The sequence below is a fragment of the Bacillus thuringiensis genome, from assembly GCF_001595725.1.
Taxonomy (GTDB): Bacteria; Bacillota; Bacilli; order Bacillales; family Bacillaceae_G; genus Bacillus_A; species Bacillus_A thuringiensis_K.
The window spans coordinates 4,032,067-4,057,784 of the sequence record NZ_CP014282.1 but is presented as its reverse complement, the minus strand read 5'-3'; the positions used below and the strand labels follow the sequence as shown (position 1 = coordinate 4,057,784).

Below are 25,718 nucleotides of genomic sequence, written 5' to 3'. Positions count from 1 at the left end.
ACATCTAACTTCTTTACTTTTACTGAATTTTGAGGAGGGAGTCTTACTGCCCTCAAATAGCGGGATAACAAATGGGTTAATAGGGAAATTCCAATTAATGAAGCGTGAAAATACGAATGGATTAGGAGTGACTGTGTTGGAGCTAAGTCTCTATGAAAATACTGCACTTATTATATGCTTTGTGTTGTACGTTGGTAGTGTTATTGTTTATATTTCAAGGAAATTTTCGCAAGAAAGAGAGCTTGAAAAGTCAGAGATAACAGCTGAACTAGAAATGTTAGCTGATGAAAGTTATAAAAAACAAAAAATAAAAGAAGACCATGAAGCATCCCATCATTTAAACGCAAATAAGTTTTAAAGATGGGGATTTTTTTTGAAGTTGTTCTTTATTATAGCTATAACAAATAACGCTAAAAAGGAGTTTCCCCATACATAATGAAGGAGTATATATAAATGAATTTTTATATCGCCTCAGGTTTCCAAAATAAACATCTTGTACGTTCCGTAGCAAATGAACTGAAACATGCAGGATGGCACCATACATATGATTGGACAAAAAACGAAAGAGTAGCGAATGAAGAACAATTAAGAGAAATTGGTCAGGCAGAACAAAACGCTGTAAAAAAAGCGGATGTATTTTTACTTATATTAGATGGCGGAAACGGGAGCCATACAGAGTTTGGAATGGCGATTGCACTAGAGAAAACGATATATGTATATCAGGCAGAAAACCCGCTCCAAACAACGTTCTATCACTTGCCGGAAATAAATATTTTTGAAGGAGATGTAGCTGAGTTTGCATCTTATGTTATCAATCATATGAAATAATAGTAACTACCTAAAAGGTTATAAAAGTGATCTTTTGGGTACAGTGATGATAAGAAACGTATATAAAGGAGTACATAATATGAAATTAGAAAATGGATGGGAAACGAGCTTTTTAGAAGTCGTACAAAATAGTGAATTTAAGAAAGAGGCACTTCTTAGTCAATTGCTTTGTCAGGATAGTGAAGAAGTAGAAGAGCTTGTGGATGATTACGGCTACGAAGAACTTGTTGAACGTGAACATGATGATGAGTTAGCTGAAATCTTAGGAGAAGAACTTTTTAGTGAGATGGAACGCCAAGTATTCTTATCTTCAAACCCAGAAGAAAAACTTATTTCATTCGTCAATGGATTAGGTTTTCATGTGCTAGATTGGATAGTTCTTCTTGAAACAGAATTTGGCATTGATAGTGCAAGCTTTACATCAGATGCTGTGAAGGTGTTAGAAAAGCGTTTCAGACAATTTCCATACATAGAGGACAAGACAATTTTTGATATGACATTTGGAGAATCGATGGATGTATTAGAATCTGTTACAGGATTACAACTAAAGGAAAAGATGAACGTATAATGAAAAAAGAACGTGATTGGATCACGTTCTTTTTTACATAATAATAATTTTATCATCTAGTTTTGTCTGCCCGGTAAGAAGTGCGTTTAAATATTCCACTTTTCTTATACAAGCTTGTATATGTCTTTCAATCTCTTGTAACTCTGCTTGGTGATGTGTTTCAATTGGATGAATTTGTACGTTGAATTTTTCAAATTGACTACTATATGTTATTTCTGCATAGCCGCTCATAATATCGGTTTCGTTATGAAATAAAAATTGCTTCGTTTTGTCACAGAATGATACATCCTGAAAGCCATATACTTTTAATGCTTCAATTACTTTTTTAATCATTTTTGTATTCATTTTTTAACCCTCTTTGCGAAGTTCTACTTATATATTATAACATAAAAAATTACATAGAAAGCGCTTCCAAATGTATTTTATTATAAACTTTACGTTTCAATCACAAAAATGAAACAAAGAAAAAATAATTGTAAAGAAGGAAGGACTCTTTTATTGTTTCGTCATATATATAGAGAAATAGTGCAATGAAAGGAAATTTTCCGAGGTGGAGATCGTATTTCCAATTTGAGCGCAGTAAAAGAGGTGAGAATCTTGAACTTTGATATTGTAGGACAAAAAGCATATATAAAAGATGGACCGCATCGGAACCGAATTGGAATTGTAAAGAAAAACAAGACAAAATTAGCATCGCAGTTTGCTATTGTAATTGGAGAACAAATCATTGATGTAGAGCTAAAGGATATCGTGTTAGTTGGAGTAGACGTAGGACAATTTCATAAATGGTGCGAACAAAATGGTTATTTGTGAAAAGGACGGGCTGTGAGATAATGAAATATATTTGAGGAAAGAGGATATGTTATTGTATTCTCTTTTTCTATGTTTAAGGAGGCGAAAATGAAATATAAAGAACAGGAGTTTACGTTGGAGTTAAAAGAGAACATTCAATGTATGGAGAAGGAAATAGAGCGAATATCACTTAAACTGCATAAAGAGTATTCGCATTTATACATAGAAAAACACATGGAATTAGATATGGGATTTGCAAGAGAAAAAGAGAATCCCTTTGAGGTGGGTTATTATTCATCAGTTGCTATAGCTATATTAGATGAAGAAAAAGAGATGATTGAATTTCATAATATTCTAATTTGGAAATGCGAAAGAATCTTTTTAGGAATGCCAATTCAATCAAACATTTTGGGGAGTAAGAAAGTAGGGGAACTCGCTGATGAATCTTGTTATGAGATTGAGGAAGAGTTAAAAGAGTAACTAGAAGAATACTTGGAGTGATAATTCTCAAGATAAAATCTATAAAGAGGGAACGGAATAAAAAAGACGCTAACAATTGTATGTTAGCGTCTTTTTTCATTATGAAGCAATTTCACCAGTTTTTGTATCATCTTGATTGTACGTATCTTGATCTAATTCACCAAGCCATTTACTTGAAATAAGACCTGCTGTCATAGAACCACTTACGTTAAGAGCTGTACGCCCCATATCGATTAATGGCTCAACCGAGATAACTAGAGCAACAATACCGATTGGTAAGTTCATCGTAGATAGTACGATTAAAGCTGCGAATGTTGCGCCGCCACCAACTCCGGCAACACCGAATGAGCTAATAGCAACAACAGCGATTAAAGTTAAAATAAATTGTGGTTGTAATGGATCAATTCCTACAGTTGGAGCGACCATCATTGCAAGCATTGCTGGATAAATACCTGCGCAACCGTTTTGTCCGATAGATACCCCAAATGAAGCTGCGAAGTTTGCAATTCCTTCGGAAATACCAAGCTTTTCTTTTTGAGCTTCAATATTTAATGGCATCGCACCAGCACTAGAGCGAGATGTGAATGCAAAAGTTAGTACAGGGAACACTTTTTTCAAATATTGAATTGGATTTAAACCAGACAATGCAATTAATAATAAGTGAATGATAAACATTACGATAAGTGCTACGTAAGAGGCTAACACGAAGTTACCAAGTTTTAAAATAGCATTTATATCGCTACCAGCAACTGTTTTTGCCATAAGAGCTAATACGCCGTATGGAGTAAGGCGTAAAATTAATGTTACCATACGCATTACGATTGCATATACAGCATCAAGCATATTCTTAAATAGCTCTGCTTGTTCTGGATATTTTCGTTTTACACCTATAAAGGCAATGCCGATAAAGGCTGCAAATATTACGACAGAAATTGTTGATGTTGGACGAGCGCCTGTTAAATCAAGAAACGGATTTGTAGGTAATAGCTCTAATAATTTATCTGGAATTGTTGTCTTTTCAATAGAAGTAAATCTTTCTTCAACTAGTTTCAGACGAGCAGATTCTGCATCACCTTGTTGTAGGCCTGTTGCAGATACATCAAATCCTGCACTTGCAGCGATACCGACAGCTGCAGCGATTCCTGTAGTAAGAATTAAAATACCGATAATAAGGCCACTAATTTTACCAAGATTTTTCGTTAACTGTAATTTTGTAAATGCTGAAATAATAGATACTAAAATAAGTGGCATAACGATCATTTGAAGTAATTTTACATAACCGTTACCGATTAAGCCAAACCAAGTATTTGATTCAATAATTACTTTAGAAGTTGGCTCATAAATAAATTGTAATATAAGACCGAATAAAATACCGACTCCTAAAGCGGTAAATACACGTTTATTAAAAGATACATGCTTACGTTGCATATAATATAATACGCCAACTAAGATGAGCATGACTGCAACGTTAATTCCGACAAGCAGTGTATTCATGTTGATTCCCCCTAATTCCAATCTGTTATATAGAATATAAGGTAATAAAACCTATAAGTCAACTAGGAAATTACGGAATTAAAAAAAGATGGCAAAATGCCATCTTTTAATGTCCAGCTCCAGGCACAAGTAAGAATGTCGTGTAGTATGTAAATCCTATGAAGAAAACAGTTAGATATGCCCCGAATACGTATATATACATACGCTCTGTTAATTTTAAATAGCTTAAAAGTACGAAGAATCCTGTTTGTCCTAAAAATAGTAGTGCGGCCTGTTGCATATCCCCTACGTAAAACATAACCGAGAAAATTCCAGTCCAAAAGCCGAGAACGCGAAACATGCGCTCCATGCCATCTCCCTCCTTTTCTAAAAAAAGTAAACCTCACCTCATTATAGTTTATTTTTCTTACTATTGTAAATATTCGTTCATATAAAAAGAAGCCATTTATAAATGGCTTCTTTTTATATGAGAAATTAAATTGTTAGTTTATAATTACAAGATTTACATCCATCTAATAGACTATCATTTCGAGTTAATTCCATGTTAGGGAATAGGATTTCAAAAATTCCTTTCATCATATCTCCGTGCATGTTACAAATTTCAGTTGGGTGATGAACAGCAACTTCCTTAAATGGACAATTGTGTACATCATAGAAAATTTTTGTTCCATCTGCACTTAATTCAAATGCAGGTGATAAGCCAGCTGTTGAGAAAGCTTCTTTTGCAATTTGAACCTTTTGTTCCACTGTTAAAGCATCTTCACTCACATTTAAACGCAGCATATGTTGTTGCATTAATTCTGCCCCAAATTGTTTTCCTGTTTCGTATAGCGCTTTCTCACCAGCAGCGCCAAGGCTAAGTAAAGAATTGAATGCGATTCTTGCTAACAATTGATAATCACGGAATGGAAATTGCAATTGAATAACATCTTCAGATAAGACATATAATCTGCTTGGTCTTCCGCCTTTTCCAGTTTTCTTCGTTTCCGATTTAAGCATATGAACATCTTCTAATTTAGATAAATGTAAACGTGCTACGTTTGGATGAATATCGAATTCATCTGCAATTTCTTGTACCGTTACGTAACTATGTTTTTGCGAAATATATTTATAAATGTAATAACGAGTTGGGTCAGCTAAAACACCTGTAATTTTTAAAGCTTGTTCCATGAGGATCTCCACCTTTATCACTTTATCCAAGATAATAACATTATAATACAGATAAACATAAGTATAGGTAATTTCAGACAATAATTCGGAAATTGTTCATAATTTCACAAACATATTTTTCCTTTTTCTTCTATTGAAAATACAAAAGTCCCAATTTTTATTGCGCATGTTTTCATGCTATATACATAGTGAGGAGGGAAAAGTGATGAATGGGATTGAAATTTTTGCGAATGCAATTTTAAAAGAAGCGTGTAGGGTACAAGCGTCAGATTTACATATTGTGCCCCGGCAGAAGGATGTAGCGGTGCAACTACGTATAGGAAAAGATTTAATGACGAGACAGTGTATTGAAAAGGAGTTTGGAGAAAAACTTGTCTCACATTTCAAATTTTTAGCATCTATGGACATAGGAGAGAAACGGAAGCCACAGAATGGTTCGTTGTATTTGCAAATTGATGGACAAGAAGTGTATTTACGCCTTTCAACACTTCCAACAGTATATCAAGAAAGTCTTGTTATTCGCCTCCATTTACAAGCATCTGTTCAGCCCTTATCACAACTTTCGTTATTTCCAAGTACAGCAGCAAAACTACTCTCGTTTTTACGCTATTCACAGGGGCTACTCGTGTTTACTGGACCGACTGGATCTGGGAAGACGACGACAATGTATGCATTATTAGAGGTAATTAGAAAAAAGAAAACACGCCGCATCATTACACTTGAAGATCCGGTTGAAAAAAGAAGTGACGATGTATTACAAATTCAAATAAATGAAAAAGCGGGTCTCACATATGAAACAGGATTAAAGGCTATTTTACGTCATGATCCAGATATTATTTTAGTCGGTGAAATACGTGATGAAGAAACAGCAAAAATAGCTATAAGAGCAAGTTTGACAGGACATTTAGTAATGACAACGCTGCATACGAATGATGCGAAAGGAGCAATCATTCGTTTCATGGATTATGGTATAACGAGGCAAGAGATTGAACAGTCTTTATTGGCTGTGGCTGCACAGCGACTTGTCGAATTGAAGTGTCCGTTTTGCAGAGGAAAGTGCTCAACTTTATGTAAATCAATGAGGCAAGTAAGGCAAGCAAGCATTTATGAGCTACTATATGGATATGAGTTAAAACAAGCGCTTAAAGAAGCAGATGGAGAATGTGTTACTTACAAACATGAGACTTTAGAATCGTCAATACGAAAAGGATATGCTTTAGGTTTTTTAGAAGAAGATGTTTATGTTTAAGAAAACTTGGAGTTTAAGTGATCAAGTAGTATTGTTGAAACGTTTAGGAGAATTATTAGAAAAAGGCTACTCTCTTTTACAAGCATTAGAATTTTTACAGTTTCAATTACCTGTAGAAAAGAAAGTACAATTGCAGGGCATGATTGAGGGGTTAAAAGATGGGAAAAGTCTACACGATTCTTTTCATCAGTTAAAGTTTCATCAGGACATGTTAAGTTATTTATTTTATGCCGAGCAACATGGTGATATTTCTTTTGCTTTGCAACAAGGAAGTGCACTTCTTTATAAGAAAGATAAGTATAGGAGAGACATGATGAAAATAATGCAGTATCCTATGTTTTTGATGTTTTTTTTACTAATCATGCTTTTTATTTTTAAACTTATTTTATTACCTCAGGTTGAAATGGTTTATAGTTCGTTCGGTTCTAATACACCACTACTTACAGAACAAATTCTAAGTGCAATAAAACTGCTACCTTACATTATTTTAACCGCTATTTTAACTGTTATTATTGGATGTAGTTTATATATGTTGTATTTTAGGAAACTTCCACATATTAGACAGGTAAAAATCATGCTTCGTATTCCTCTCATCAAAACATTTCTTATTTTAAAGCATTCACATTATTTTGCTACTCAGTTGAGTGGTTTATTAAATGGTGGACTATCAGTATGCGAAGCTTTAACAATAATGATGGAGCAAAGATATCATCCGTTCTTTCAATATGAAGCGAGCCGGATTGAAAGACAATTAATTGGAGGAGAACAGTTACAATCTATCATTGCTAAAAGTGGGTATTACGAGAAAGAACTTTCTTATGTTATTACCCATGGACAAGCAAACGGCAATTTAGGGATTGAATTAGGTGACTATAGCGATCTTATTATGGAAAAGATGGAACGGAAAATTAAACATATGTTAGTTATCATTCAGCCTATTTTATTTACATGTATTGGAGGAATCGTTGTCCTTATGTATTTAGCGATGATTATGCCGATGTTTCAAATGATGGATTCTATTTAGGGGGCATTTGTATGCAAAATGAGGAAGGATTTACTCTGTTAGAGATGCTATTAGTAATGGTTGTCATAACTATATTATTACTATTAATTATTCCGAATGTAGTTACACAGCGCTCATCGGTCCAAGGAAAAGGGTGTGCAGCTTACGTGAAATCTATAGAAGCGCAAATACAAGTATATCAATTACAACATAATAAAATTCCATCGTTAAAAGAACTGGCAGATGAAAAGTATATTACAGCTGATAAGTGTCCGAATGGCGAATCTATTCATATATCAGATGATGGCACAGTATCAATTAGGGCATTGTGAAACAGCAAGGATTTACCTTTTTAGAAATGTTACTCGTTTTATTTGCTATTTCTGTATTAAGTATAGTTACGTATTTTAGTGTTCATTCCTTATACGAGCGACAAAAAGTTGAACAATTTTTGAGACAGTTTTCAAATGATATTTTATATATGCAGCAATTAGCGATAAACCGTCAAAAGCACTATACATTACGTTGGCATAAAGATAGAAATATGTATGCTATAAAAGAGTCAGGTACAAAGTATTATATCGTCAAGCGAGAGTATGAAGAAGATATACAAATCGATTTGCATACGTTTCCAAATCCGATGACATATAATCCAAGTGGAAATATTAATAGAGGTGGTACGATTATAATTTCGTATAGAAATTATAAATATGAAATTGTATTTCAGCTTGGAAGAGGGAGATTTACGTATCGTGAAATGTCAAAAAGGATCCATAATGGCTGAAATGATTGTATCGTTAAGTGTTTTAATGATGGCTGTATCGTTACTACTACCGCAAACAGCATTAGTTATGCAAGAAAGAAAAAATATACAAATTCGTTATAAGGCATCTGGGTTATTAAAAAAAGAAGCAGCTATATATATGTATGGAAATGAAGAAAAGCGAATAATAGAAAAGAATATAAATGGAATTGTGTATTACACATATTGGGGAGGCAACGAAGTTTGTACCATGTGGAGAGATGTGAAAGACAGAATGATGGAACAATGCTTTTATGTAGGAGAAAAAATAAATTAGAATTTGGTTTTTCATTAATAGAAATGATTGTATGTCTGTTTCTATTATCAATATTTTTTTTGCTCTTTCCCCGCCTACATTTCATTGAAATGGAAAATAAACAGTCGAAAGGGTTAAATGATTGGGAGTGGAATGTGTTTTTAGGTCAAATGCAATTGGAGTTTCGTGAAGTATCATCTGGAGAACAGCTAGCATTTGAAAATGGAGAAAGTATTTTACGATTCCGATCGCGTAAGGGGAGTGAAGTATCGTATGAAAAAGAGAATAGTCGTCTTATAAGAAAGGTAAATAGGCGCGGGAGGGAAGTTGTTTTACAAAATATTGGAACGGTTTCTTACAAACTAACACCTCATGTACTCATTATAAATGTGAAAGATACTAGTGGGGAAATATATGAAGGTGTAGTTATGCGATATAGCGAAATAGGAATAAACGTATGAGAAAGCAAAATGGATTTACAATGCCTGGGACGATTATCTTTCTTATTTTATTAACTTCTTTTTTTATATACGAAACAAATATGTTGTTTACAGATAAAAATTTTTATATAGAAATAGAACAAAAGTTTTTACTGGATGAACTACTTAACCGATCTATTACAGATATAAAAAAAGACTTACAGCAACAAGAAAATGAAGGTACATTCTTCTTTCAGTATGAAAAGGGAGAAGCGAGTGGAAATTATGTCTTTGAAAATGATTTAATTCTCGTTGCGTTACAGTGCACACTCAAACAGGAAGCTTTCTATACGGTGAGCTTTCGGTATAGAAAAAAGGATGGAAAAATAGTCGATTGGATAGAAGGATAATATGTAAAAAATACGAAGAAAAACCAGGGATTTCTATTGTAAATTGAATTGATTTTTTAGAAGAAATGGATAAATATAATGATTAAAAGTTTAAATTTTCTCAAAAAAGAGAAAGGTAGAAAGAATGTGATATATTCATGCTATCCAATCATTATTTTTAGGGAGAATAGGGAAATGACAAACAACAATCAAATAGGTGAAAATAAGGAACAAACTATTTTTGATCATAAAGGAAATACGATTATGACAGAAGATAGAGAAATACACATTATTTCAAAATTCGAAGAACCTCTTATTGTCGTATTAGCAAATGTACTGAGTGATGAAGAGTGTGATGAATTAATTGAAATGTCTAAAAATAAAATGAAGCGTTCTAAAGTTGGTTCATCACGTGATGTAAATGATATTCGAACAAGTAGCGGTGCATTTTTAGAAGACAGTGAACTTACTTTAAAGATTGAAAAACGAATTTCATCTATCATGAATGTTCCTGCGTCGCATGGTGAAGGATTGCACATTTTAAATTATGAAGTGGATCAACAATATAAAGCACACTATGATTATTTTGCGGAACATAGTAGATCAGCTGCTAACAATCGTATTAGTACGCTTGTAATGTACTTAAATGATGTAGAAGAAGGCGGGGAAACGTACTTCCCGAAATTAAATCTTTCTGTACACCCTAGAAAGGGAATGGCAGTATACTTTGAGTATTTTTATCAAGATCAATCACTAAATGAGCTTACGTTACACGGAGGGGCACCTGTAACGAAAGGCGAGAAATGGATTGCAACGCAGTGGGTGAGAAGAGGTACTTATAAGTAAAAGCGAGTGTTACGTTTTGTTCTTCATAGTATAAGAACAAAACGTTTTTTATTAAACAAAGTAGCATCTTTCGTTATAATAACAATTAATAAATGACGATTGAGAGGACAGAAAATGAAATCTATATACATAACCGGCTATATGGGAGCAGGAAAAACAACAATTGGAAAAGCGTTAAGTAAAGAACTTCAAATAGATGTTGTAGATACTGATCAAAAAGTTGAAGAGAAGCAAGAGAAGGCAATTCGAAATATTTTTGCCGAAGAAGGTGAAATGGCTTTTCGGGAATATGAAAGCGAAATGTTACGTTCGCTACCAGTCCATAATGTCATTATTACAACTGGTGGGGGAATTATTGAACGAGCGGAAAATCGCAAGTGGATGAAAGAGAACGGAACTGTCGTGTATTTATATTGTGATCCGCATGTAATTGCAGAAAGGCTTCGTGAAGATACGACACGTCCACTATTTCAAAAGAAAGATATAGATGCATTCGTAAAGAAATTTGAATCACGCCGAGCTTATTATGAAGAGGCTCACATTCATATCGATACGACAAATAAGTCTGTAAGGCAAATTATGAATGAGTTAAAGGAAAAGATTAATGTATAAAAAAGTGGACATACTAATCAAGTAGAGGTGATGATAATATGTCTACTAATGATTATGTTCGCTTTGTGACGCAGCAGTTTGTGTCGTATATGGATGCTCCAAAAGAAGATCGAAAACAAAAGAAAGAACAACGCCGTGCTGAAAAAGAGCCATTTATGAATAAGTGGTTTGGTGTTATGCCGCTGAGTGCTGCTTTGTTTTACCGAAATGTAAAAAGTAAAAGAAAAAAATCAAGTTAAATTTTAGTCATATGTCTAGCAAACCAAAAATCCCCTAGTGTCGTATTACACTAGGGGATTTTTATTTACTGCACGGATTCTTTTTCTTCCGTAACGGCATGTATTTTATTGTTAACCCATACGAACCCTATTCCGATACAAATAGAAATGCCCCAGCCGACAGCGGTCATAATCGCTCTCATTTCACCATAGCCATCTACACCAAAAACAGAGATGAAATAAATTTTTAAAAAGCTTTTTAATATAAATTGCAGCCCGAAAAATAACGTTAAATATTGTAGTGCTGGATAGATACGACTATCACGATAAAGCTCACGACTTTTATCGCGGTCATGCCCTTGCAGCGCTGCAATATCCGCAGCGAAATATAACATGAGTGGTTTTTTTATGAAAATTGTACAGATGACGATAATACCGAGTACGATGTGATAATATGCATCATTCCACAACATTCGTTCAGCTGACCCAGATAATAAATCTACCGTTGTATTAGAAATAAGTGTAATTAAAATAAAGAACCCTGTCACGTTAAACTGTTTTTCTTTTTTAAAGGTATACAGTGTATAAATAATCCCCGGAACAGAGGAAAGTAACATCGCGTAATAAGGATCGATATAAGGTTTTGCAAATTTCCAAATGAGGAATGGGATTACGAGATAAAAGACAAGATCTAATATAGCTTTTTTATTTTGATTCATACAAAGCCTCCTTAAGTCATACATATATTTTATAATATAATTTCTGAAAATTGTATAAGGTTTAATGGGAAAAGAAAAAATATATCAATTTTCGAGGGGTTAGTAGATTGAAAAAAATTGCCCCTAGCGTAGTAAGTTTTTTTAGTATATAATAAAGGAAACGCTTTCATTTTGATTTGTTCACAAAATGGACGGAAAATCACATATTTACTATCTATATGTTGCTTTATAATGAAACTAATTAAATATACATGCATACAATATTGTGAAATAAATAACATAAATAATCTATATAAATGTAAACGTTATCAAAAGAGAGAGGTGGAGACAATGAGTAAATTTTTCTTCAATCATAATCCAGCAACAGTAGAGGATGGAAGGCTTGTTAAATATGCTGAAATTATTTATGGAGAAGGTGGCCGTTCTGTATTAGAAAATTTAATGGTGAAGGCATCTATCAGATTGCGTGATCGTTATCCGAATAAATCTGACGAGCAGATCTCGAACCTAGTAAATAAAGGCATCCATGATATGTTTCAAAAATATGTGAGCGAGTAAGAGTGGCCAATGGCTGCTCTTATTTTTTTTTGTATAAGGATTGTAACTCTAGCTGAAAATAAACATGTATTCTGAAAAACGTAAAAAGGAGTGGGAAAGATGAGCAATGGAATTGGACGTTCGAAAGAAAATCTTCCAACTGATGCAAATCATGTGAGCGCGAAGGATCGTGCGTATCAAAAACGCATGGCAAAGCAAAAACAACAAGAGCGTAATGAGGATAGAGAATAACTCGAAATAAAGCTCCTTCTAAAGCAGAAGGAGCTTTATTTTGATAGAAAATGATTCGCGGTAACATAAAAGAGTCCACCGTTAATAATTTGCACTGTAATACGTGGTTCATACTGTTCTTGCAGAGCTTGTTTTTCAATTTCATAGCTCTCAGGAAGTTCGTCACTTTCTTCATAAAAACGGTTTAAAAGGTCTAAATCATGATTCCAACGCACTCTTGCTTCTTTTGCCCACGTATGGTCATCTTCTGCAATTATATTTTTTAAAGCGTCTTCTATGCGTTGTAAACCACTTTGAGGTTTAATGATGGGCGAGAGCGTAAAACAAAAATCAGGTATTTTTGGTGTAAGTTTAATGTTTGTTAATGTTTCATGAAAGTTTGCCATCATTGTTCCAGAAATGAGATGAATACCAATCGAGTGAAGGATGTCTTTTTTTCGATCACATTGATAGGAAACTTTTATATTAATACCGAGCCAAGGGTGGAGCGGTGTATGTGTTGCCCCATTATGTCTTACATCCTCATATAAACGTATGTATGAGCCTAATTCTTTTGTCGTTTGGAAAATTTGATGTAGACGTGGTGAACCGTAGTGAATAAGCTCACCATCATTTTCTTCATTTTCTGGATTTGTAATAAGAGTAAGGCGCATTGGATTCGGTACGCCTCCTGTTTTCTCAAGATAGTGCCAATAAAAAGGGCGATTCATTAATAATTTATCCATCTCAATTGTTAACTGTACATCTAATAAATGAGGAGAACGTTCTAAAATTTCACAGTTATTCGCCTCAAAGAAATTGTATAAGTAATTATGAATTTCATGTTGCTGCATAGCCTTGCACCTCAGCTTCATTTCGTTTCGCAAAGTCGATAATAGATGTTAAGTTTTCCATCTTAATTCTAATTTCACCTTCGCTTTTTGATTGCGCGAAAATTTCTTGAATGTGCGCGTCGATGTTTTTCATATTAATTCTTGTTAAAATTTCATCGAGTTCACCGATAACACGCTCGAATAAGTTGATTTTTTCATATAACAGTTTCAGAATATGTTCTTCAACAGTATGCTTTGTAGCTAAGTTATAAATATGAACATCATTTTTTTGTCCAAGACGGTGAATACGTCCGATTCTTTGCTCAAGACGCATTGGATTCCATGGCAAATCATAATTGATCATATGGCTACAAAACTGTAAGTTAATCCCTTCACCACCAGCTTCAGTTGCAATTAATACTTGTGCGTGGTTTTGGAAAAGCTCCTTCATCCAATCTTTCTTCCCGCGTTTAAACCCGCCGCGGAATGGAACGGAAGAAATACCGTGTTGTTGTAAAAACCATTGTAAGTACATTTGTGACGCTCGATATTCTGTGAAGATAACGACTTTATCGTCAATTTCTTTTATAAGCTCAAGAGCTTTATTTGCTTTTGAGTTGAAAGGAATATGATTAATTTTGTCCATTAGCACATCGATATGTGGATCTTTTATATAATGTTCATTTTCTTTCTGTCTTTTTTCTACATGCTTTTTCAATGAATAGTAAACAGCTTCCCGACTACTACACGCTTCCCGTTTTAAAGTTAACGATGAGAAAGCAGATGTGAAGGCGTCTTGTCCTCGCCAATTTTCGATATCATTATATAGAGCTTGTTCTTGTTCATTAAACTCAACAAAAATTGTACGTACATGTCTCTTCGGCCAATCGATACCGGTATTATGTCGTCTATTTCGCACCATTACTTTATTAATGAGAGCTTTTAAGTCTTCATCTGATTCGGCTGAGCGATTTTTGGAAGCGTAATATTCTTCAAAGTTGGATTGATTGCCTAAATGTCCTGGTTTTAATAAAGAAACAAGGTTAAAAATTTCATCAATCTTATTTTGAACAGGAGTAGCGGTTAGTAATAAACAAAACTTCTTTTTTAATCGTTGTGCAAATTCATAGTTTTTTGTTTTATTGTTTTTCAGTTTATGTGCTTCATCGATAATAATAAGGTCATATTCCAAGTTCAACACGATATCGCGATGTGGTGAACGTTTCGCAGTATCAATTGATGATACGATTACGTCAGCTTGTTCCCATGAGTAGCTTTTCTTTTGTGCTACAGCGGGAATGAAAAACTTTGTATTCAGTTCGTATGCCCATTGTGATACGAGAGAAGCTGGGACAAGTATAAGTACCTTTTTCACAAGCCCGCGGACCATGTATTCTTTCAAAATAAGTCCAGCTTCGATTGTTTTTCCAAGGCCTACTTCATCTGCTAGAATCGCTTTACCGTTCATTTGTTCAATCACATTTTGAGCGACTTCTAATTGATGCGGAAGCGGTGTGAAATGGGATAAATGTTTCGGTGCTTGTAGTCCATCAAAAGTAGGAACAAGTAACGATTTTTCTGTTTCATAAGCTAAGTGATATAAATCCCAGTTTGTCCAAGGACCATCTTCGTCAATTCTATTTAAAAAATTGTTTTGCCATGTCCGATCTACGGAAATATCGACATTCATTACAACTCTCCCACCTTTTATAAACTAAAGTAATTATTTTTTAATGTATGATGATTTGCCTTAAAAGAAGGCATAATTATCGTTATTAAAGGCTATATGATAGACAATAATAAAGTATTAAATCTCAAAAGCTGTATTTATTGTGTTTTAACATAAAAAATTCTAAATTATTTTTTATGCTAGAATATTGATGAAATATAGCGAATGATGTTAGGATAATGGTGTGAAATGTGTGGAATCTTTCGTATTTTATCCAAGAAAGTGATTTTTTATTTACGCTTTCATAAAAAAATATAATGAGATTCCGTATATCCTATCTTTTCAGAATGAAAATGTTTAGAAAAGGGAAGCAACTTTTATTGATTTGTCAAAGCATAAGGGGGAGAGAGCATGATTACATTACAACGTACACCGTTATTTGATGTATACGCGAAGTATGGTGGGAAAACAATCGACTTCGGTGGTTGGGAATTACCAGTTCAATTTTCAAGCATTAAAGAAGAACACGCAGCTGTACGTACAGCTGCGGGTTTGTTCGATGTGTCTCATATGGGAGAAGTTGAGGTAAAAGGTGTAGATAGTTTAGCATTTTTACAACGTGTTGTTACAAATGACGTATCTACCTTAAAGGTAGGGGGCGCACAATATACAGCTATGTGCTACGAAAATGGTGGTACAGTAGATGATTTATTAATCTACAAACGTGGTGAAGAAGACTATTTATTAGTAATCAATGCATCAAATATCGAGAAAGATTACGAATGGTTAGCAAGTCATGTAATTGGCGATGCGACAGTAGTCAATGTTTCTAGTGAAGTTGCACAGCTTGCAATTCAAGGACCAAAAGCAGAAGGCATTTTACAAAAAGTTGTGTCAGAAGATTTGAAAGAAATTAAGTTCTTTAAATTTAAAAACGATATTCTTGTAGATGGAATTCCAACACTTGTATCTCGTACAGGTTACACAGGTGAAGATGGATTCGAAATTTATTGTAAGAGTGAAGATGCTGCAAAACTTTGGGAGAAACTTCTTGAAGTTGGAGCAGAAGAGGGCTTAAAAGCATGTGGTTTAGGTGCTCGTGATACACTTCGATTCGAAGCAACATTACCACTTTATGGACAAGAATTATCAAAAGATATTACACCGATTGAGGCTGGAATTGGCTTTGCGGTAAAAACAAATAAAGAAGCAGACTTCTTTGGAAAAGCAACGTTAAAAGAGCAAAAAGAAAACGGTGCGCCTCGTAAATTAGTCGGCATCGAAGTAATCGAACGTGGAATTCCTCGTACGCATTACCCTGTATTTATTGGTGAAGAAAAAATTGGGGAAGTAACGAGTGGTACACAATCTCCAACGTTAAAGAAAAGCATTGGTTTAGCACTAATTGATGTAAAATACGCAACAGTTGATACAGAAGTAGAAATTGAAATTCGTAATAAACGCGTCAAAGCAGTAGTTGTTCCAACACCATTTTACAAACGTTCAAAGTAACGGGGAGAGGGGTAGATTTCATGTTGCATCGTTATCTTCCAATGACAGAAGAAGACAAAAAAGAAATGTTACAAACGATCGGTGTTCAAACGATCGATGAATTATTCTCTGATATTCCAGAGAGTGTTCGTTTTAAAGGGGATTTAAAAATTAAAGAAGCAAAATCAGAGCCAGAGCTTTTAAAAGAGCTATCTCAAATGGCTAGTAAAAATGCTAACTTAAAAGAATACGCTTCTTTCTTAGGAGCAGGCGTATACGATCATTACGCTCCAGTAATTGTAGATCATGTTATTTCTCGCTCAGAATTTTATACAGCTTACACACCATACCAACCAGAAATTTCACAAGGGGAATTACAAGCAATCTTTGAATTCCAAACAATGATTTGTGAATTAACAGGAATGGATGTAGCAAACTCTTCTATGTATGACGGGGGGACAGCTTTAGCTGAAGCGGCAATGTTAGCAGCTGGCCATACTCGCAAAAAGAAAATTCTTGTATCTAGTGCGGTTCATCCAGAATCAAGAGCAGTACTTGAAACGTATGCAAAAGGTCAAAATCTTGAAGTTGTTGAAATTAATCATAAAGATGGTGTAACAGATTTAGACGTATTACAAAGTGAAGTAGATGATACAGTTGCTTGTGTAATCGTTCAATATCCAAACTTCTTCGGACAAGTTGAAAAATTAGCTGATATTGAAAAAATCGTTCATCAACAAAAATCATTATTTATCGTTTCTTCAAATCCATTATCATTAGGCGCATTAACACCACCAGGGAAATTTGGTGCTGATATTGTAATCGGTGATGCACAACCATTCGGTATTCCAACGCAGTTTGGTGGACCGCACTGTGGTTACTTTGCAACAACGAAAGCATTTATGCGTAAAATTCCAGGACGTCTTGTTGGACAAACTGTAGATTCAAATGGTAAACGTGGATTTGTATTAACGTTACAAGCACGTGAACAGCATATTCGTCGTGATAAAGCGACATCTAACATTTGTTCAAACCAAGCGTTAAATGCATTAGCAGCTTCTGTTGCAATGACGGCACTTGGCAAACAAGGTGTGAAGGAAATGGCACGTCAAAACATTTCTAAAGCACAATATGCCAAACGTCAATTTGAAGCGAAAGGCTTCACAGTAACATTTTCTGGACCATTCTTCAATGAGTTTGTTGTAGATTGCAAACGTCCAGTGAAAGAAGTAAACGATGCATTATTACAAAAGAATATTATCGGCGGTTACGACCTAGGCCGTGATTATAAAGAGCATGAAAACCATATGCTTGTAGCAGTAACTGAGCTTCGAACAAAAGAGGAAATTGACACACTTGTAAACGAAATGGGGGCTATCCAATGAAGAACCAAGACCAAGCACTTATCTTTGAAGTGAGTAAAGAAGGACGCATAGGATATAGCCTACCAAAATTAGATGTAGAAGAAGTGAAACTAGAAGATGTATTTGAGAGCGATTATATTCGAGTAGAAGATGCGGAGCTACCAGAAGTATCTGAACTTGATATTATGCGCCATTATACAGCACTTTCAAACCGTAACCACGGTGTTGATTCTGGATTCTATCCACTTGGATCTTGTACGATGAAATATAATCCGAAAATTAATGAGAATGTAGCTCGTTTCGCAGGATTTGCAAATATTCATCCACTGCAAGATGAAAAGACAGTACAAGGTGCAATGGAATTAATGTACGACTTACAAGAGCATTTAATTGAAATTACAGGTATGGATACTGTTACATTACAACCAGCAGCTGGTGCACACGGAGAATGGACAGGGTTAATGTTAATTCGTGCATACCATGAAGCAAATGGTGATTTTAACCGTACGAAAGTAATTGTTCCTGACTCTGCTCACGGAACGAATCCAGCATCTGCAACTGTAGCTGGTTTTGAAACAATTACAGTAAAATCAAATGAACATGGTCTTGTTGACTTAGAAGATTTAAAACGTGTTGTAAACGAAGAAACAGCAGCACTTATGTTAACAAATCCTAATACATTAGGTCTATTCGAAGAAAATATTTTAGAAATGGCAGAAATCGTCCATAATGCAGGCGGTAAATTATACTATGATGGTGCAAACTTAAATGCGGTATTAAGCCAAGCACGCCCAGGAGATATGGGATTTGACGTTGTGCATTTAAACCTTCATAAAACATTTACAGGTCCTCACGGCGGTGGTGGCCCAGGTTCTGGTCCAGTAGGTGTGAAAGCTGATTTAATTCCGTACTTACCAAAACCGATTTTAGAGAAAACGGAAAATGGTTATCACTTCAACTACGACCGCCCAGAAGCAATTGGTCGTGTGAAACCATTCTATGGTAACTTCGGAATTAACGTTCGTGCATACACGTATATTCGCTCTATGGGTCCAGATGGCTTGCGTGCAGTAACTGAGTATGCTGTATTAAATGCGAACTATATGATGAGAAGATTAGCACCATTCTACGATCTTCCATTCGATAGACATTGTAAGCATGAATTTGTATTATCAGGTCGTCGTCAAAAGAAACTTGGTGTACGTACATTAGATATTGCAAAACGTCTGCTTGATTTCGGTTACCATCCACCAACAATTTACTTCCCATTAAATGTGGAAGAATGTATTATGATTGAGCCGACAGAAACAGAATCAAAAGAAACATTAGATGGTTTCATTGATAAGATGATTCAAATCGCTAAAGAAGTAGAAGAAAATCCAGAAGTTGTACAAGAAGCACCGCATACGACAGTCATTAAACGTTTAGACGAAACGATGGCTGCACGTAAACCAGTTTTACGTTATGAAAAGCCAGCTCCTGTACAAGTTTGATTAGAATAACAAAGGAAGAACTCGTTATATGCGAGTTCTTTTTTTGTATGGAGAATTTGTCCCGCATTAACGGACAGTAAACTCCCAACTCAAAACTTAGCTGGTGCAAAGAAGTCAGGTGGGAGATAAACTGTCCGTTAATGCCCGATTGGTTCAACTAATAATCAGTGGGGATGAACAAAAATCCCCACTGATTAAAGTTTCACTTTATGCAGAAATAGTGAAGAAAATGTTGAAAAATTATATTTTTTGTTTCCTAATGGTGTAAAGATGTAGTTTTATAGGTAGTTTTGTTGAAAAAGTCGGTTTGATAAAAGTATTTATTTTTGTTAGAATTTTATTGAAATTAAGAAGGTGTGATGAGGCAAAGATTACTCATTTTTATGTATATGTGAAAAAACGAGCAAGACGGGGGTGAAAGTGTGGGATATCGATGTTATAGAATGGTATACCATTTAGAAAATGGAGAAACAATTAAAGATGTAAAAGAATTTTGCTATCGAGACCAAGGAAAAGTGTTAGAAAGAGTAGCAAATCGTGTAATGGATAATAGAGAAGTGACGGCGATTGATAAACAAGGAACAATCATTTCAATAGCATGTGAGGATATTGTAAAGGTGGAACTTGATTACATAACAGAAAGTTAACCTTGAGTCATATCCAATTATTCGATAAAATAAACTGTTGAATGGTGAAGTGAGAAGAGAGGAGTTTATCATGGGTAGTACAAGACACTTTTATATGTTTATCTTAGCGTTTGTTCTTGTTGTGGCATTAACGGTTTACTTAATCGTTGACAGCAGCTGGTACAACACGGTTCATCCGGCATTCCTTCTGTTTATGTATATAGGAATTGCAGTAGTAAGTTTCGGAATGAGAGACGAGATGTTAGATCGCTTTGAAAAGTGATACATATACGAAAGACCAACAGGGCAATGTTGGTCTTTTTTTCTTGCCAAAAATAGGATGGTGTGTATATACTGTATATATAAGGTATATACAGTATATACACACTGGAGGAAAACATGAATATTATTATTTCGAATTCTTCCCAAGACCCTATTTATGTACAAATAAGAAAACAATTAAGCCAGCTTATTTTAAATGGTGGTTTAAAGGGTGGAGACCAATTACCGTCTATTCGTAGCTTAGCGAAGGAATTACAAATTAGTGTAATTACAACGAAGCGTGCGTACGAGGAGCTTGAAAAAGAAGGATATATAGAAACTGTTGCTGGGAAGGGGACTTATGTTTCACGTAAAAATAATGAACTACTAAAAGAACAAAGGCTTCGTCTATTGGAAAGTAAAGCGGAAGAGGTTGTAAATGAAAGTAAAGCGTTGCAGCTTTCACTTGAAGATTTACAGCAGATGATTGCGTGTTTATATGAGGGGGAATAAAGGGTGTTAGAGCTAAAAAACGTTTGTAAAAGTTATGAAGATTTCGCAGTGGAAAATATAAGTTTTACACTGCCACGCGGATATATTATGGGGTTTGTCGGACCGAATGGGGCCGGAAAAAGTACGACGATCAAAATGATTATGAATTTAATTAGAAAAGATAGCGGCTATATAAAAATTTTTGGCAAAGACAATAAGAAAGCCGGAAAGGACATAAAACAAAATATCGGCTTTGTATATGATGAAAATCATTACTACGAAGATTTAACGTGTGAACAAATGAAACGTATTATTGCACCGTTATATAAAAAGTGGGACGAAAATCAATACCAATCGTATATGCACAGATTACAAGTTCCAAAGTATAAAAAAATTAAAGAGCTATCTAAAGGGATGAAAATGAAGTTTGCGATTGCAATCGCGCTTTCACATCATGCTGAATTCATTATTATGGATGAACCGACAGCAGGATTAGATCCAGTTGTCCGAAGTGAATTACTTGATATGTTGCAAGAAATTGTAATGGAAGATGAAGTATCTGTATTATTCTCAACACACATTACAACAGACTTAGAGCGCATTGCAGATTATATTACGTTCATCAATGATGGAGAGATTATATTTACTGGTGAAAAAGATGAATTAATGGAGAACTACGTAATCGTAAAGGGAAGCAATGATTTATTAGATCAAGAAGGAAAAGAACTATTTGTTGGATTACGAAAAAATAAATTTGGTTTTGAAGGTTTAGCGAAGGATAAACAAGCAATTATCGATTGGTTTGGAAATGAGGTTGTAATAGAAAAGCCTACATTAGACGATATCATCGTTTACACTGCGAAAGGGAGAGGTGCCTATGCGTCAGCTCGTATATAAAGATTTGTTCTTTTTTCGGGTTATGTGGTTAGTGAATTTTGTTATGCCCCTTTTGTTCTTTATGTTAGATGCAAGTGGTGAATTGTTATTTCCAATGAGTTGTCTATTTATAACCTTTTCATCGGTTATGACGTTAACCGTTATGGATGAAAGAAATAAAAGTGACATTGTTATAAATAGTTTACCGGTAAGTCGAAAGGAAATCATAATTGCTAGATATATTTCCTGTGCAATATTCATTGTAGGTGGCATGATCTCTACGATGTTAGTTGTTTTTCTTATAAGAGGTATTGTGATTATTAGTGATATCGGTGTATATCATACTAATCTATACATTGAAATTCCATGGTATGAAGTCATAAATGGAGCTGTTTATGCCACATTTTTTGTTGTCACGTTTTTTCCTAGTTATTATGGTACAAAATCGAAGGTAGTAAGAAGTATAGTATCAGCAGCATCAATAGGAGTGGGTGTAATTCTTTGGATATTTATTAGTGATGGACTGAATGAAACAACATCTTCATTCAGTGAGTGGATTATGAATCCAGTACATATTGGTGTATTTATAGTTGGAGGAATGATATTAGCTAGTGTCTATATCGCTTCTATGTTTCTTACAATTAAAATTTATGAAACGTGTGATTTATAGAGAGGAGAGTTCATATGCAACAGTTGATTTTGAAGGAGTTTTTCTTACAGAAGAAGATGTTTCCTTTCTATTTTTTAATACCCATTTTATCTATTTTTAAGAATTCCGTCGAACCAATGGGGATTGCAATAGGATTATTTATAACATGTAGTACGATTATATATATTTCTTTTTATTATGACGAGAAAAGTAAGGCAGAAAAAGTATTAGTGAGTTTGCCTATAACGAGAAAAGAGATAATTATAGCTAAATATATTTCAAGTACATTATTTATTATGGCTGGTTTGAGTGTAACTTTTATAGTCGTAATATTAGGAAATATTTTATTGAACAGAGATATAGTTATGCCTGGATATGCAATATTTTCAGCAATAGTAGCAACTTTGATTTATTGTGCAGTAACGATACCGACTAATTACATTGGGGGATATAAAGCTATTACTGTCTTGAATTTGATTATGCTTTTTCCTTTAATGGGTATGATTGGTCTTATGTGCAATATTTTTGGTGATAAAACAATTATGTTAAAAGTACTTCACTCTCAAGAGGCTACACAAGCAATGGGTGTTCTTGGTATCGGAGTGTTAGTAAGTATAGTCATATCAATGTTTCTCTCAATGAAAATGTTTCAGGAGGCAGAGTTATAGAAGGGACATTTTCATATTAGGAGGGGTAATACATGATCAAGCCACTAATTTTAAAAGATTTCATCATTCAATGGAAATTTTTAGTTTGGTACATATTGTATCCTGTTTTCTTTTATATGGCCTTAACAGATACGGAAAATTTGTTCATCATTATGTCAGTAATTATTACAATTGGGGCAACAGTAAAAACATTTGAAGCAGATAGTAAAAATGAGAGTGAAGTTATAGTAAATAGTTTACCAATATTGAGAAAACAAATTGTGTATGCGAAATATATAGTAGCAATTATTATTCTTTTTATAAGTGTAACGGTCGGTTGTTTCACGATGGGAATGAAGAGCGGGGTTAACTTATTTGAATTTATTGAAACGACAATGGTTGCTAGTATTAGCTTTATTTTATTGTATTTAAGTTTTGTTTTACCAATATCCTTTTGGCTAGGGTATAAGAAAACCATTTTCATTACGATAGTAATATTCATGGCACCGATAGTTGTTTTAGAAGCTTTGTTTCAAATTAACTTAGAACAAATTCAACTATACAACAGCTTGTTATTCATTAGTTCAATGTGCATGTTCATAGCATCTATCTTTGTTTCAGTAAAAATATATGAAAAAAGAGAATTTTAAAAGGTGCCCTATAAAAGGCACCTTCTTCAATAACGACAATACGAGAGCAGTAGTTTATAAAAAGAAACGCTATTTGGCACATCTTTCGGAGTATGTAATATAAAGCTGAAAACGATAACGAGAATAAGAAAGAGGAAAAATAAAAATAGGATTTGCTTATGTATAGAATTTTGCATATTATTCACTCCTTTTTTAGGTAGTATGTCCAAAAGAAAGGAGTGTATGAAAAATTTTAGGAGGGGAGAATGATGGACAAAAGAAAATGGTTATATAGAATAGGGGTACTTTTCGTTTCAATCGGTCTCATATTAGCAAATTTTTATTCAGACATACCATCACCGTTTCCTAATTTGCATAAAGCAATTGGTATAAGTATTGTTATAATTGGTCTGTTTTGTCTTATCACATCTAACTTCTACAGAAAGTCTGAATGAATATAAAAAAGGACAGTTATTCTTTTTCAGAAGTACTGTCCTTTTTTAATAACTTATTCCATAGTTTGGCGATACTCCATATAATGACGATTGCAATGGAGGCGATAATGGACCAAACAATCGATATAATTTCAAGTGTCATGTTAGGAAGGAATGTGAGAATGGATAATACTTTATGAAACAATGATTCTATTATATGAAAACTTATTTGTAATAGAATGACGATACCAAGTGTGATCCATGCTAATATTTTCTTTCCTTTTTCTTTCCACATGACATTCACCTCACGTTAGCTTAATAGTTTTAAGCCAACAGCGCCGCATAGAATGCAGCTTAAGAAAGCAAGACGACGCCAATCCGCTGATTCTCGGAAAATGAGAATGCCTAGAAGTGCACTTCCGGCAGTTCCGATTCCAGTCCAAATCGCGTAAGCAGTTCCCATCGGTAATGTGTTCATCGCAAGGGATAAGAAGAAGAAGCTTACGCCGAAGTTAGCGATTAAGATAACTTTTGGTGCCCAGCCTTTCTTTTCAGTGGCTACTTTCATAAAGAGTACACCAATAATTTCACAAATACCAGCTAGAATTAAAAATACCCAAGCCATTTTATGCGGCCTCCTTCGCTTCTTTTTCTTCTGTTACTCGTTTTAAACCAATTACTCCGAAGAAGATTAAACCGATTAATAAAACTTTTACGATAGAGAAAGGTTCTCCGAAAACGAAAATCTCAGTAAGAACGATTCCACCAGCTCCAATACCTGTAAAGACTGCGTATACAGTGCCGACAGGTAAATCTTTATAAGCTCTAAATAATAAGACGAAACTAATTGTAATTAATAGAGCAACACCAGCCCATTGAAGTGGTGCTTCCGCGTGTTTTAATCCAATCACCCAAAAGATTTCAATAATACCAGCTAAGATTACATAAATCCATGCCATTTGTCATTTCTCCTTCCTACCAGTCGTTAGGTAAAGGGCTTAAAAACGACGCATTGCAAAGGAGCAATCCGTCAGTTTGAAAGGCCTCGCCAAAATACTTGCCAAGAGGCGTTTAAACGAGTCTCAAAGCGATTTAAACCTGCGAATAGTAGTTCAACCATAAGTCCGTCCAGTAAGCATAGAAAAGCTTCTAGAGCGTCTTTCACTTCAATGTTATGCAGTTCACTTTGCTCGTTTGCCTGTTTAAATATAGGGAATAAAAGTTTTCCGACGTTTTCAATGTGCGCATTCGCTTTTTCGATAATTTGTTCGCGAAATGCATCAGGCGGAAAATAAGAAGTTCGTAACCAAAACATTGATTCTTCACTTTCACCAAATCGTTTTGCGTAGCCCTTTAGTAATTGTAAGAGCAATTCTTCAGTAGACGAATTTGAAAATTTTTCGATATCGTCAGTGAAGCTTTGTAAATCTTTTTGAAGAGCGGATTCTAAGCATATAAAATATAGCTCTTCTTTTCCTTTAAAGTGTGCGTAAATCGATGGCTTTTTAATCCCAACTTCTTGAGCAATATTTGCTAATGAAGTTCCTTCGTAGCCGTAGCGTGCGAAATGAGAAAGTGCTACAGCTTTAATGCGGTTTGCTGTCATTTTCATCCCCTACCTACCGTTCGTTAGGTTCATTA

The 25,718-nt window shown here is 34.5% G+C and carries 39 protein-coding genes and 1 pseudogene; 28 read left to right on the top strand and 12 right to left on the bottom strand.

The features are described from left to right. Positions 1-97: 97 nt before the first annotated feature. The 3 genes from AXW78_RS20270 (at position 98) to AXW78_RS20260 (ending at position 1,396) form a co-directional block, all read left to right on the top strand. Complete coding sequence (locus AXW78_RS20270) at positions 98-358, top strand: DUF3966 domain-containing protein (RefSeq protein WP_000817964.1); 261 nt, start codon at positions 98-100, stop codon at positions 356-358. A 95-nt stretch (positions 359-453) separates the two neighbouring features. Further along, positions 454-828 carry a nucleoside 2-deoxyribosyltransferase gene (locus AXW78_RS20265; RefSeq protein WP_061884577.1) on the top strand — a complete coding sequence of 125 codons (375 nt, stop codon included), beginning with the start codon at positions 454-456 and terminating at the stop codon, positions 826-828. A 79-nt stretch (positions 829-907) separates the two neighbouring features. Then, positions 908-1,396 carry a hypothetical protein gene (locus tag AXW78_RS20260; protein WP_000764269.1) on the top strand — a complete coding sequence of 163 codons (489 nt, stop codon included), beginning with the start codon at positions 908-910 and terminating at the stop codon, positions 1,394-1,396. Positions 1,397-1,429: 33 nt separating this feature from the next. On the opposite strand, the gene AXW78_RS20255 is transcribed toward AXW78_RS20260, so the two are convergent. Further along, positions 1,430-1,741, bottom strand: a complete 312-nt coding sequence (locus AXW78_RS20255) for a hypothetical protein (protein WP_001093237.1) — start codon at positions 1,739-1,741, stop codon at positions 1,430-1,432. A 252-nt stretch (positions 1,742-1,993) separates the two neighbouring features. Between AXW78_RS20255 and AXW78_RS20250 the strand changes: the two genes are divergently transcribed. Both AXW78_RS20250 and AXW78_RS20245 read left to right on the top strand, forming a co-directional pair. Then, entirely contained in the window at positions 1,994-2,209 is a 216-nt protein-coding gene (locus AXW78_RS20250; protein WP_001008332.1) for a DUF3912 family protein, read from the top strand. A gap of 87 nt (positions 2,210-2,296) precedes the next feature. Beyond that, positions 2,297-2,668 carry a hypothetical protein gene (locus tag AXW78_RS20245; RefSeq protein WP_000875396.1) on the top strand — a complete coding sequence of 124 codons (372 nt, stop codon included), beginning with the start codon at positions 2,297-2,299 and terminating at the stop codon, positions 2,666-2,668. A 99-nt stretch (positions 2,669-2,767) separates the two neighbouring features. Here AXW78_RS20245 and AXW78_RS20240 read toward each other — a convergent pair whose 3' ends face one another. The 3 genes from AXW78_RS20240 to AXW78_RS20230 all read right to left on the bottom strand — a co-directional run bounded on the left by AXW78_RS20240 (position 2,768) and on the right by AXW78_RS20230 (position 5,332). Then, a complete protein-coding gene (locus AXW78_RS20240; protein WP_001094346.1) occupies positions 2,768-4,162 on the bottom strand; it encodes an L-cystine transporter in 1,395 nt (464 codons plus the stop codon). Positions 4,163-4,268: 106 nt separating this feature from the next. Next, positions 4,269-4,511: a DUF2626 domain-containing protein gene (locus tag AXW78_RS20235; RefSeq protein WP_000440717.1), complete on the bottom strand. Its 243-nt coding sequence runs from the start codon at positions 4,509-4,511 to the stop codon at positions 4,269-4,271. A gap of 125 nt (positions 4,512-4,636) precedes the next feature. After that, a complete protein-coding gene (locus AXW78_RS20230; protein ID WP_000434104.1) occupies positions 4,637-5,332 on the bottom strand; it encodes a helix-turn-helix transcriptional regulator in 696 nt (231 codons plus the stop codon). Positions 5,333-5,537: 205 nt separating this feature from the next. Here AXW78_RS20230 and comGA point away from each other — a divergent pair, with 205 nt between their 5' ends. The 10 genes from comGA to AXW78_RS20180 all read left to right on the top strand — a co-directional run bounded on the left by comGA (position 5,538) and on the right by AXW78_RS20180 (position 11,147). Beyond that, entirely contained in the window at positions 5,538-6,581 is a 1,044-nt protein-coding gene (gene comGA, locus AXW78_RS20225) for a competence type IV pilus ATPase ComGA (RefSeq protein ID WP_061884576.1), read from the top strand. Further along, a complete protein-coding gene (gene comGB / locus AXW78_RS20220; protein WP_002164182.1) occupies positions 6,568-7,605 on the top strand; it encodes a competence type IV pilus assembly protein ComGB in 1,038 nt (345 codons plus the stop codon). Before comGA ends, comGB begins: the two co-directional genes overlap by 14 nt. Before the next feature lie 11 nt (positions 7,606-7,616). After that, positions 7,617-7,916: a competence type IV pilus major pilin ComGC gene (gene comGC, locus AXW78_RS20215; protein WP_001178685.1), complete on the top strand. Its 300-nt coding sequence runs from the start codon at positions 7,617-7,619 to the stop codon at positions 7,914-7,916. After that, positions 7,913-8,368 carry a competence type IV pilus minor pilin ComGD gene (gene comGD, locus AXW78_RS20210; RefSeq protein ID WP_000813141.1) on the top strand — a complete coding sequence of 152 codons (456 nt, stop codon included), beginning with the start codon at positions 7,913-7,915 and terminating at the stop codon, positions 8,366-8,368. Before comGC ends, comGD begins: the two co-directional genes overlap by 4 nt. Beyond that, the gene (locus AXW78_RS20205) at positions 8,361-8,663 is read left to right on the top strand and encodes a hypothetical protein (protein ID WP_000829463.1); all 303 of its coding nucleotides are present in this window, start codon (positions 8,361-8,363) and stop codon (positions 8,661-8,663) included. Before comGD ends, AXW78_RS20205 begins: the two co-directional genes overlap by 8 nt. Further along, positions 8,633-9,103: a competence type IV pilus minor pilin ComGF gene (comGF, locus tag AXW78_RS20200; protein WP_061884575.1), complete on the top strand. Its 471-nt coding sequence runs from the start codon at positions 8,633-8,635 to the stop codon at positions 9,101-9,103. Before AXW78_RS20205 ends, comGF begins: the two co-directional genes overlap by 31 nt. After that, positions 9,100-9,471 carry a competence type IV pilus minor pilin ComGG gene (gene comGG, locus AXW78_RS20195; RefSeq protein WP_001231319.1) on the top strand — a complete coding sequence of 124 codons (372 nt, stop codon included), beginning with the start codon at positions 9,100-9,102 and terminating at the stop codon, positions 9,469-9,471. Before comGF ends, comGG begins: the two co-directional genes overlap by 4 nt. A gap of 174 nt (positions 9,472-9,645) precedes the next feature. Further along, on the top strand, positions 9,646-10,296 hold the full coding sequence (locus AXW78_RS20190; protein WP_000183865.1) for a 2OG-Fe(II) oxygenase: 651 nt from the start codon (positions 9,646-9,648) through the stop codon (positions 10,294-10,296). A 114-nt stretch (positions 10,297-10,410) separates the two neighbouring features. Continuing rightward, a complete protein-coding gene (locus tag AXW78_RS20185; protein ID WP_000836648.1) occupies positions 10,411-10,908 on the top strand; it encodes a shikimate kinase in 498 nt (165 codons plus the stop codon). Between the two features lie 38 nt (positions 10,909-10,946). After that, the gene (locus AXW78_RS20180) at positions 10,947-11,147 is read left to right on the top strand and encodes a YqzE family protein (protein ID WP_000106083.1); all 201 of its coding nucleotides are present in this window, start codon (positions 10,947-10,949) and stop codon (positions 11,145-11,147) included. Positions 11,148-11,212: 65 nt separating this feature from the next. On the opposite strand, the gene AXW78_RS20175 is transcribed toward AXW78_RS20180, so the two are convergent. Then, positions 11,213-11,845, bottom strand: a complete 633-nt coding sequence (locus AXW78_RS20175) for a VC0807 family protein (RefSeq protein ID WP_001073110.1) — start codon at positions 11,843-11,845, stop codon at positions 11,213-11,215. Positions 11,846-11,986: 141 nt separating this feature from the next. Then, positions 11,987-12,102: pseudogene (locus tag AXW78_RS34950) on the bottom strand (GTP pyrophosphokinase). Positions 12,103-12,175: 73 nt separating this feature from the next. Between AXW78_RS34950 and AXW78_RS20170 the strand changes: the two are divergent. Then, on the top strand, positions 12,176-12,403 hold the full coding sequence (locus AXW78_RS20170; RefSeq protein ID WP_000032702.1) for a hypothetical protein: 228 nt from the start codon (positions 12,176-12,178) through the stop codon (positions 12,401-12,403). Positions 12,404-12,502: 99 nt separating this feature from the next. Then, a complete protein-coding gene (locus tag AXW78_RS35290) occupies positions 12,503-12,634 on the top strand; it encodes a hypothetical protein (RefSeq protein ID WP_000064668.1) in 132 nt (43 codons plus the stop codon). A gap of 35 nt (positions 12,635-12,669) precedes the next feature. Here AXW78_RS35290 and AXW78_RS20160 read toward each other — a convergent pair whose 3' ends face one another. Together AXW78_RS20160 and AXW78_RS20155 are read right to left on the bottom strand one after the other, a co-directional pair. Then, a complete protein-coding gene (locus AXW78_RS20160; protein WP_001183964.1) occupies positions 12,670-13,467 on the bottom strand; it encodes a YqhG family protein in 798 nt (265 codons plus the stop codon). Continuing rightward, positions 13,454-15,136: a DEAD/DEAH box helicase gene (locus tag AXW78_RS20155; protein ID WP_001100037.1), complete on the bottom strand. Its 1,683-nt coding sequence runs from the start codon at positions 15,134-15,136 to the stop codon at positions 13,454-13,456. Before AXW78_RS20155 ends, AXW78_RS20160 begins: the two co-directional genes overlap by 14 nt. A gap of 390 nt (positions 15,137-15,526) precedes the next feature. On the opposite strand from AXW78_RS20155, the gene gcvT reads away from it, so the two are divergent. The 11 genes from gcvT (at position 15,527) to AXW78_RS20100 (ending at position 24,098) form a co-directional block, all read left to right on the top strand. After that, the gene (gene gcvT, locus AXW78_RS20150) at positions 15,527-16,627 is read left to right on the top strand and encodes a glycine cleavage system aminomethyltransferase GcvT (protein ID WP_061884574.1); all 1,101 of its coding nucleotides are present in this window, start codon (positions 15,527-15,529) and stop codon (positions 16,625-16,627) included. Positions 16,628-16,647: 20 nt separating this feature from the next. Continuing rightward, positions 16,648-17,991 carry an aminomethyl-transferring glycine dehydrogenase subunit 1 gene (gene gcvPA, locus AXW78_RS20145; protein ID WP_061884573.1) on the top strand — a complete coding sequence of 448 codons (1,344 nt, stop codon included), beginning with the start codon at positions 16,648-16,650 and terminating at the stop codon, positions 17,989-17,991. Beyond that, a complete protein-coding gene (gene gcvPB / locus AXW78_RS20140) occupies positions 17,988-19,463 on the top strand; it encodes an aminomethyl-transferring glycine dehydrogenase subunit 2 (protein WP_000795690.1) in 1,476 nt (491 codons plus the stop codon). The genes gcvPA and gcvPB overlap by 4 nt, the downstream gene beginning before the upstream one ends. Before the next feature lie 443 nt (positions 19,464-19,906). Continuing rightward, entirely contained in the window at positions 19,907-20,110 is a 204-nt protein-coding gene (locus AXW78_RS20135; protein WP_000262496.1) for a DUF3929 family protein, read from the top strand. Between the two features lie 70 nt (positions 20,111-20,180). Then, positions 20,181-20,372, top strand: coding sequence for a hypothetical protein (locus AXW78_RS20130; RefSeq protein ID WP_000535936.1), 192 nt, complete (start codon positions 20,181-20,183; stop codon positions 20,370-20,372). A 116-nt stretch (positions 20,373-20,488) separates the two neighbouring features. Next, entirely contained in the window at positions 20,489-20,863 is a 375-nt protein-coding gene (locus AXW78_RS20125; protein WP_001021358.1) for a GntR family transcriptional regulator, read from the top strand. 3 nt (positions 20,864-20,866) lie between these two features. Further along, positions 20,867-21,739, top strand: a complete 873-nt coding sequence (locus AXW78_RS20120) for an ABC transporter ATP-binding protein (RefSeq protein WP_000891284.1) — start codon at positions 20,867-20,869, stop codon at positions 21,737-21,739. Beyond that, positions 21,720-22,388 carry an ABC-2 transporter permease gene (locus AXW78_RS20115; protein ID WP_001249561.1) on the top strand — a complete coding sequence of 223 codons (669 nt, stop codon included), beginning with the start codon at positions 21,720-21,722 and terminating at the stop codon, positions 22,386-22,388. Before AXW78_RS20120 ends, AXW78_RS20115 begins: the two co-directional genes overlap by 20 nt. Positions 22,389-22,402: 14 nt before the next feature. Continuing rightward, complete coding sequence (locus AXW78_RS20110; protein WP_001186559.1) at positions 22,403-23,035, top strand: ABC-2 transporter permease; 633 nt, start codon at positions 22,403-22,405, stop codon at positions 23,033-23,035. 35 nt (positions 23,036-23,070) lie between these two features. Then, positions 23,071-23,664 carry an ABC-2 transporter permease gene (locus AXW78_RS20105; protein ID WP_081114041.1) on the top strand — a complete coding sequence of 198 codons (594 nt, stop codon included), beginning with the start codon at positions 23,071-23,073 and terminating at the stop codon, positions 23,662-23,664. 245 nt (positions 23,665-23,909) lie between these two features. Further along, entirely contained in the window at positions 23,910-24,098 is a 189-nt protein-coding gene (locus AXW78_RS20100; protein WP_002181117.1) for a hypothetical protein, read from the top strand. Positions 24,099-24,114: 16 nt separating this feature from the next. Here AXW78_RS20100 and AXW78_RS20095 read toward each other — a convergent pair whose 3' ends face one another. From AXW78_RS20095 to AXW78_RS20080, 4 genes are all read right to left on the bottom strand, one after another. Beyond that, positions 24,115-24,372, bottom strand: a complete 258-nt coding sequence (locus AXW78_RS20095) for a DUF3975 family protein (protein ID WP_000265370.1) — start codon at positions 24,370-24,372, stop codon at positions 24,115-24,117. 15 nt (positions 24,373-24,387) lie between these two features. Next, positions 24,388-24,702, bottom strand: a complete 315-nt coding sequence (locus tag AXW78_RS20090) for a DMT family transporter (protein ID WP_000312623.1) — start codon at positions 24,700-24,702, stop codon at positions 24,388-24,390. Position 24,703: 1 nt separating this feature from the next. Continuing rightward, on the bottom strand, positions 24,704-25,036 hold the full coding sequence (locus AXW78_RS20085) for a DMT family transporter (protein WP_000312354.1): 333 nt from the start codon (positions 25,034-25,036) through the stop codon (positions 24,704-24,706). 71 nt (positions 25,037-25,107) lie between these two features. Beyond that, complete coding sequence (locus AXW78_RS20080) at positions 25,108-25,689, bottom strand: TetR/AcrR family transcriptional regulator (RefSeq protein ID WP_002181118.1); 582 nt, start codon at positions 25,687-25,689, stop codon at positions 25,108-25,110. Positions 25,690-25,718 lie beyond the last annotated feature (29 nt).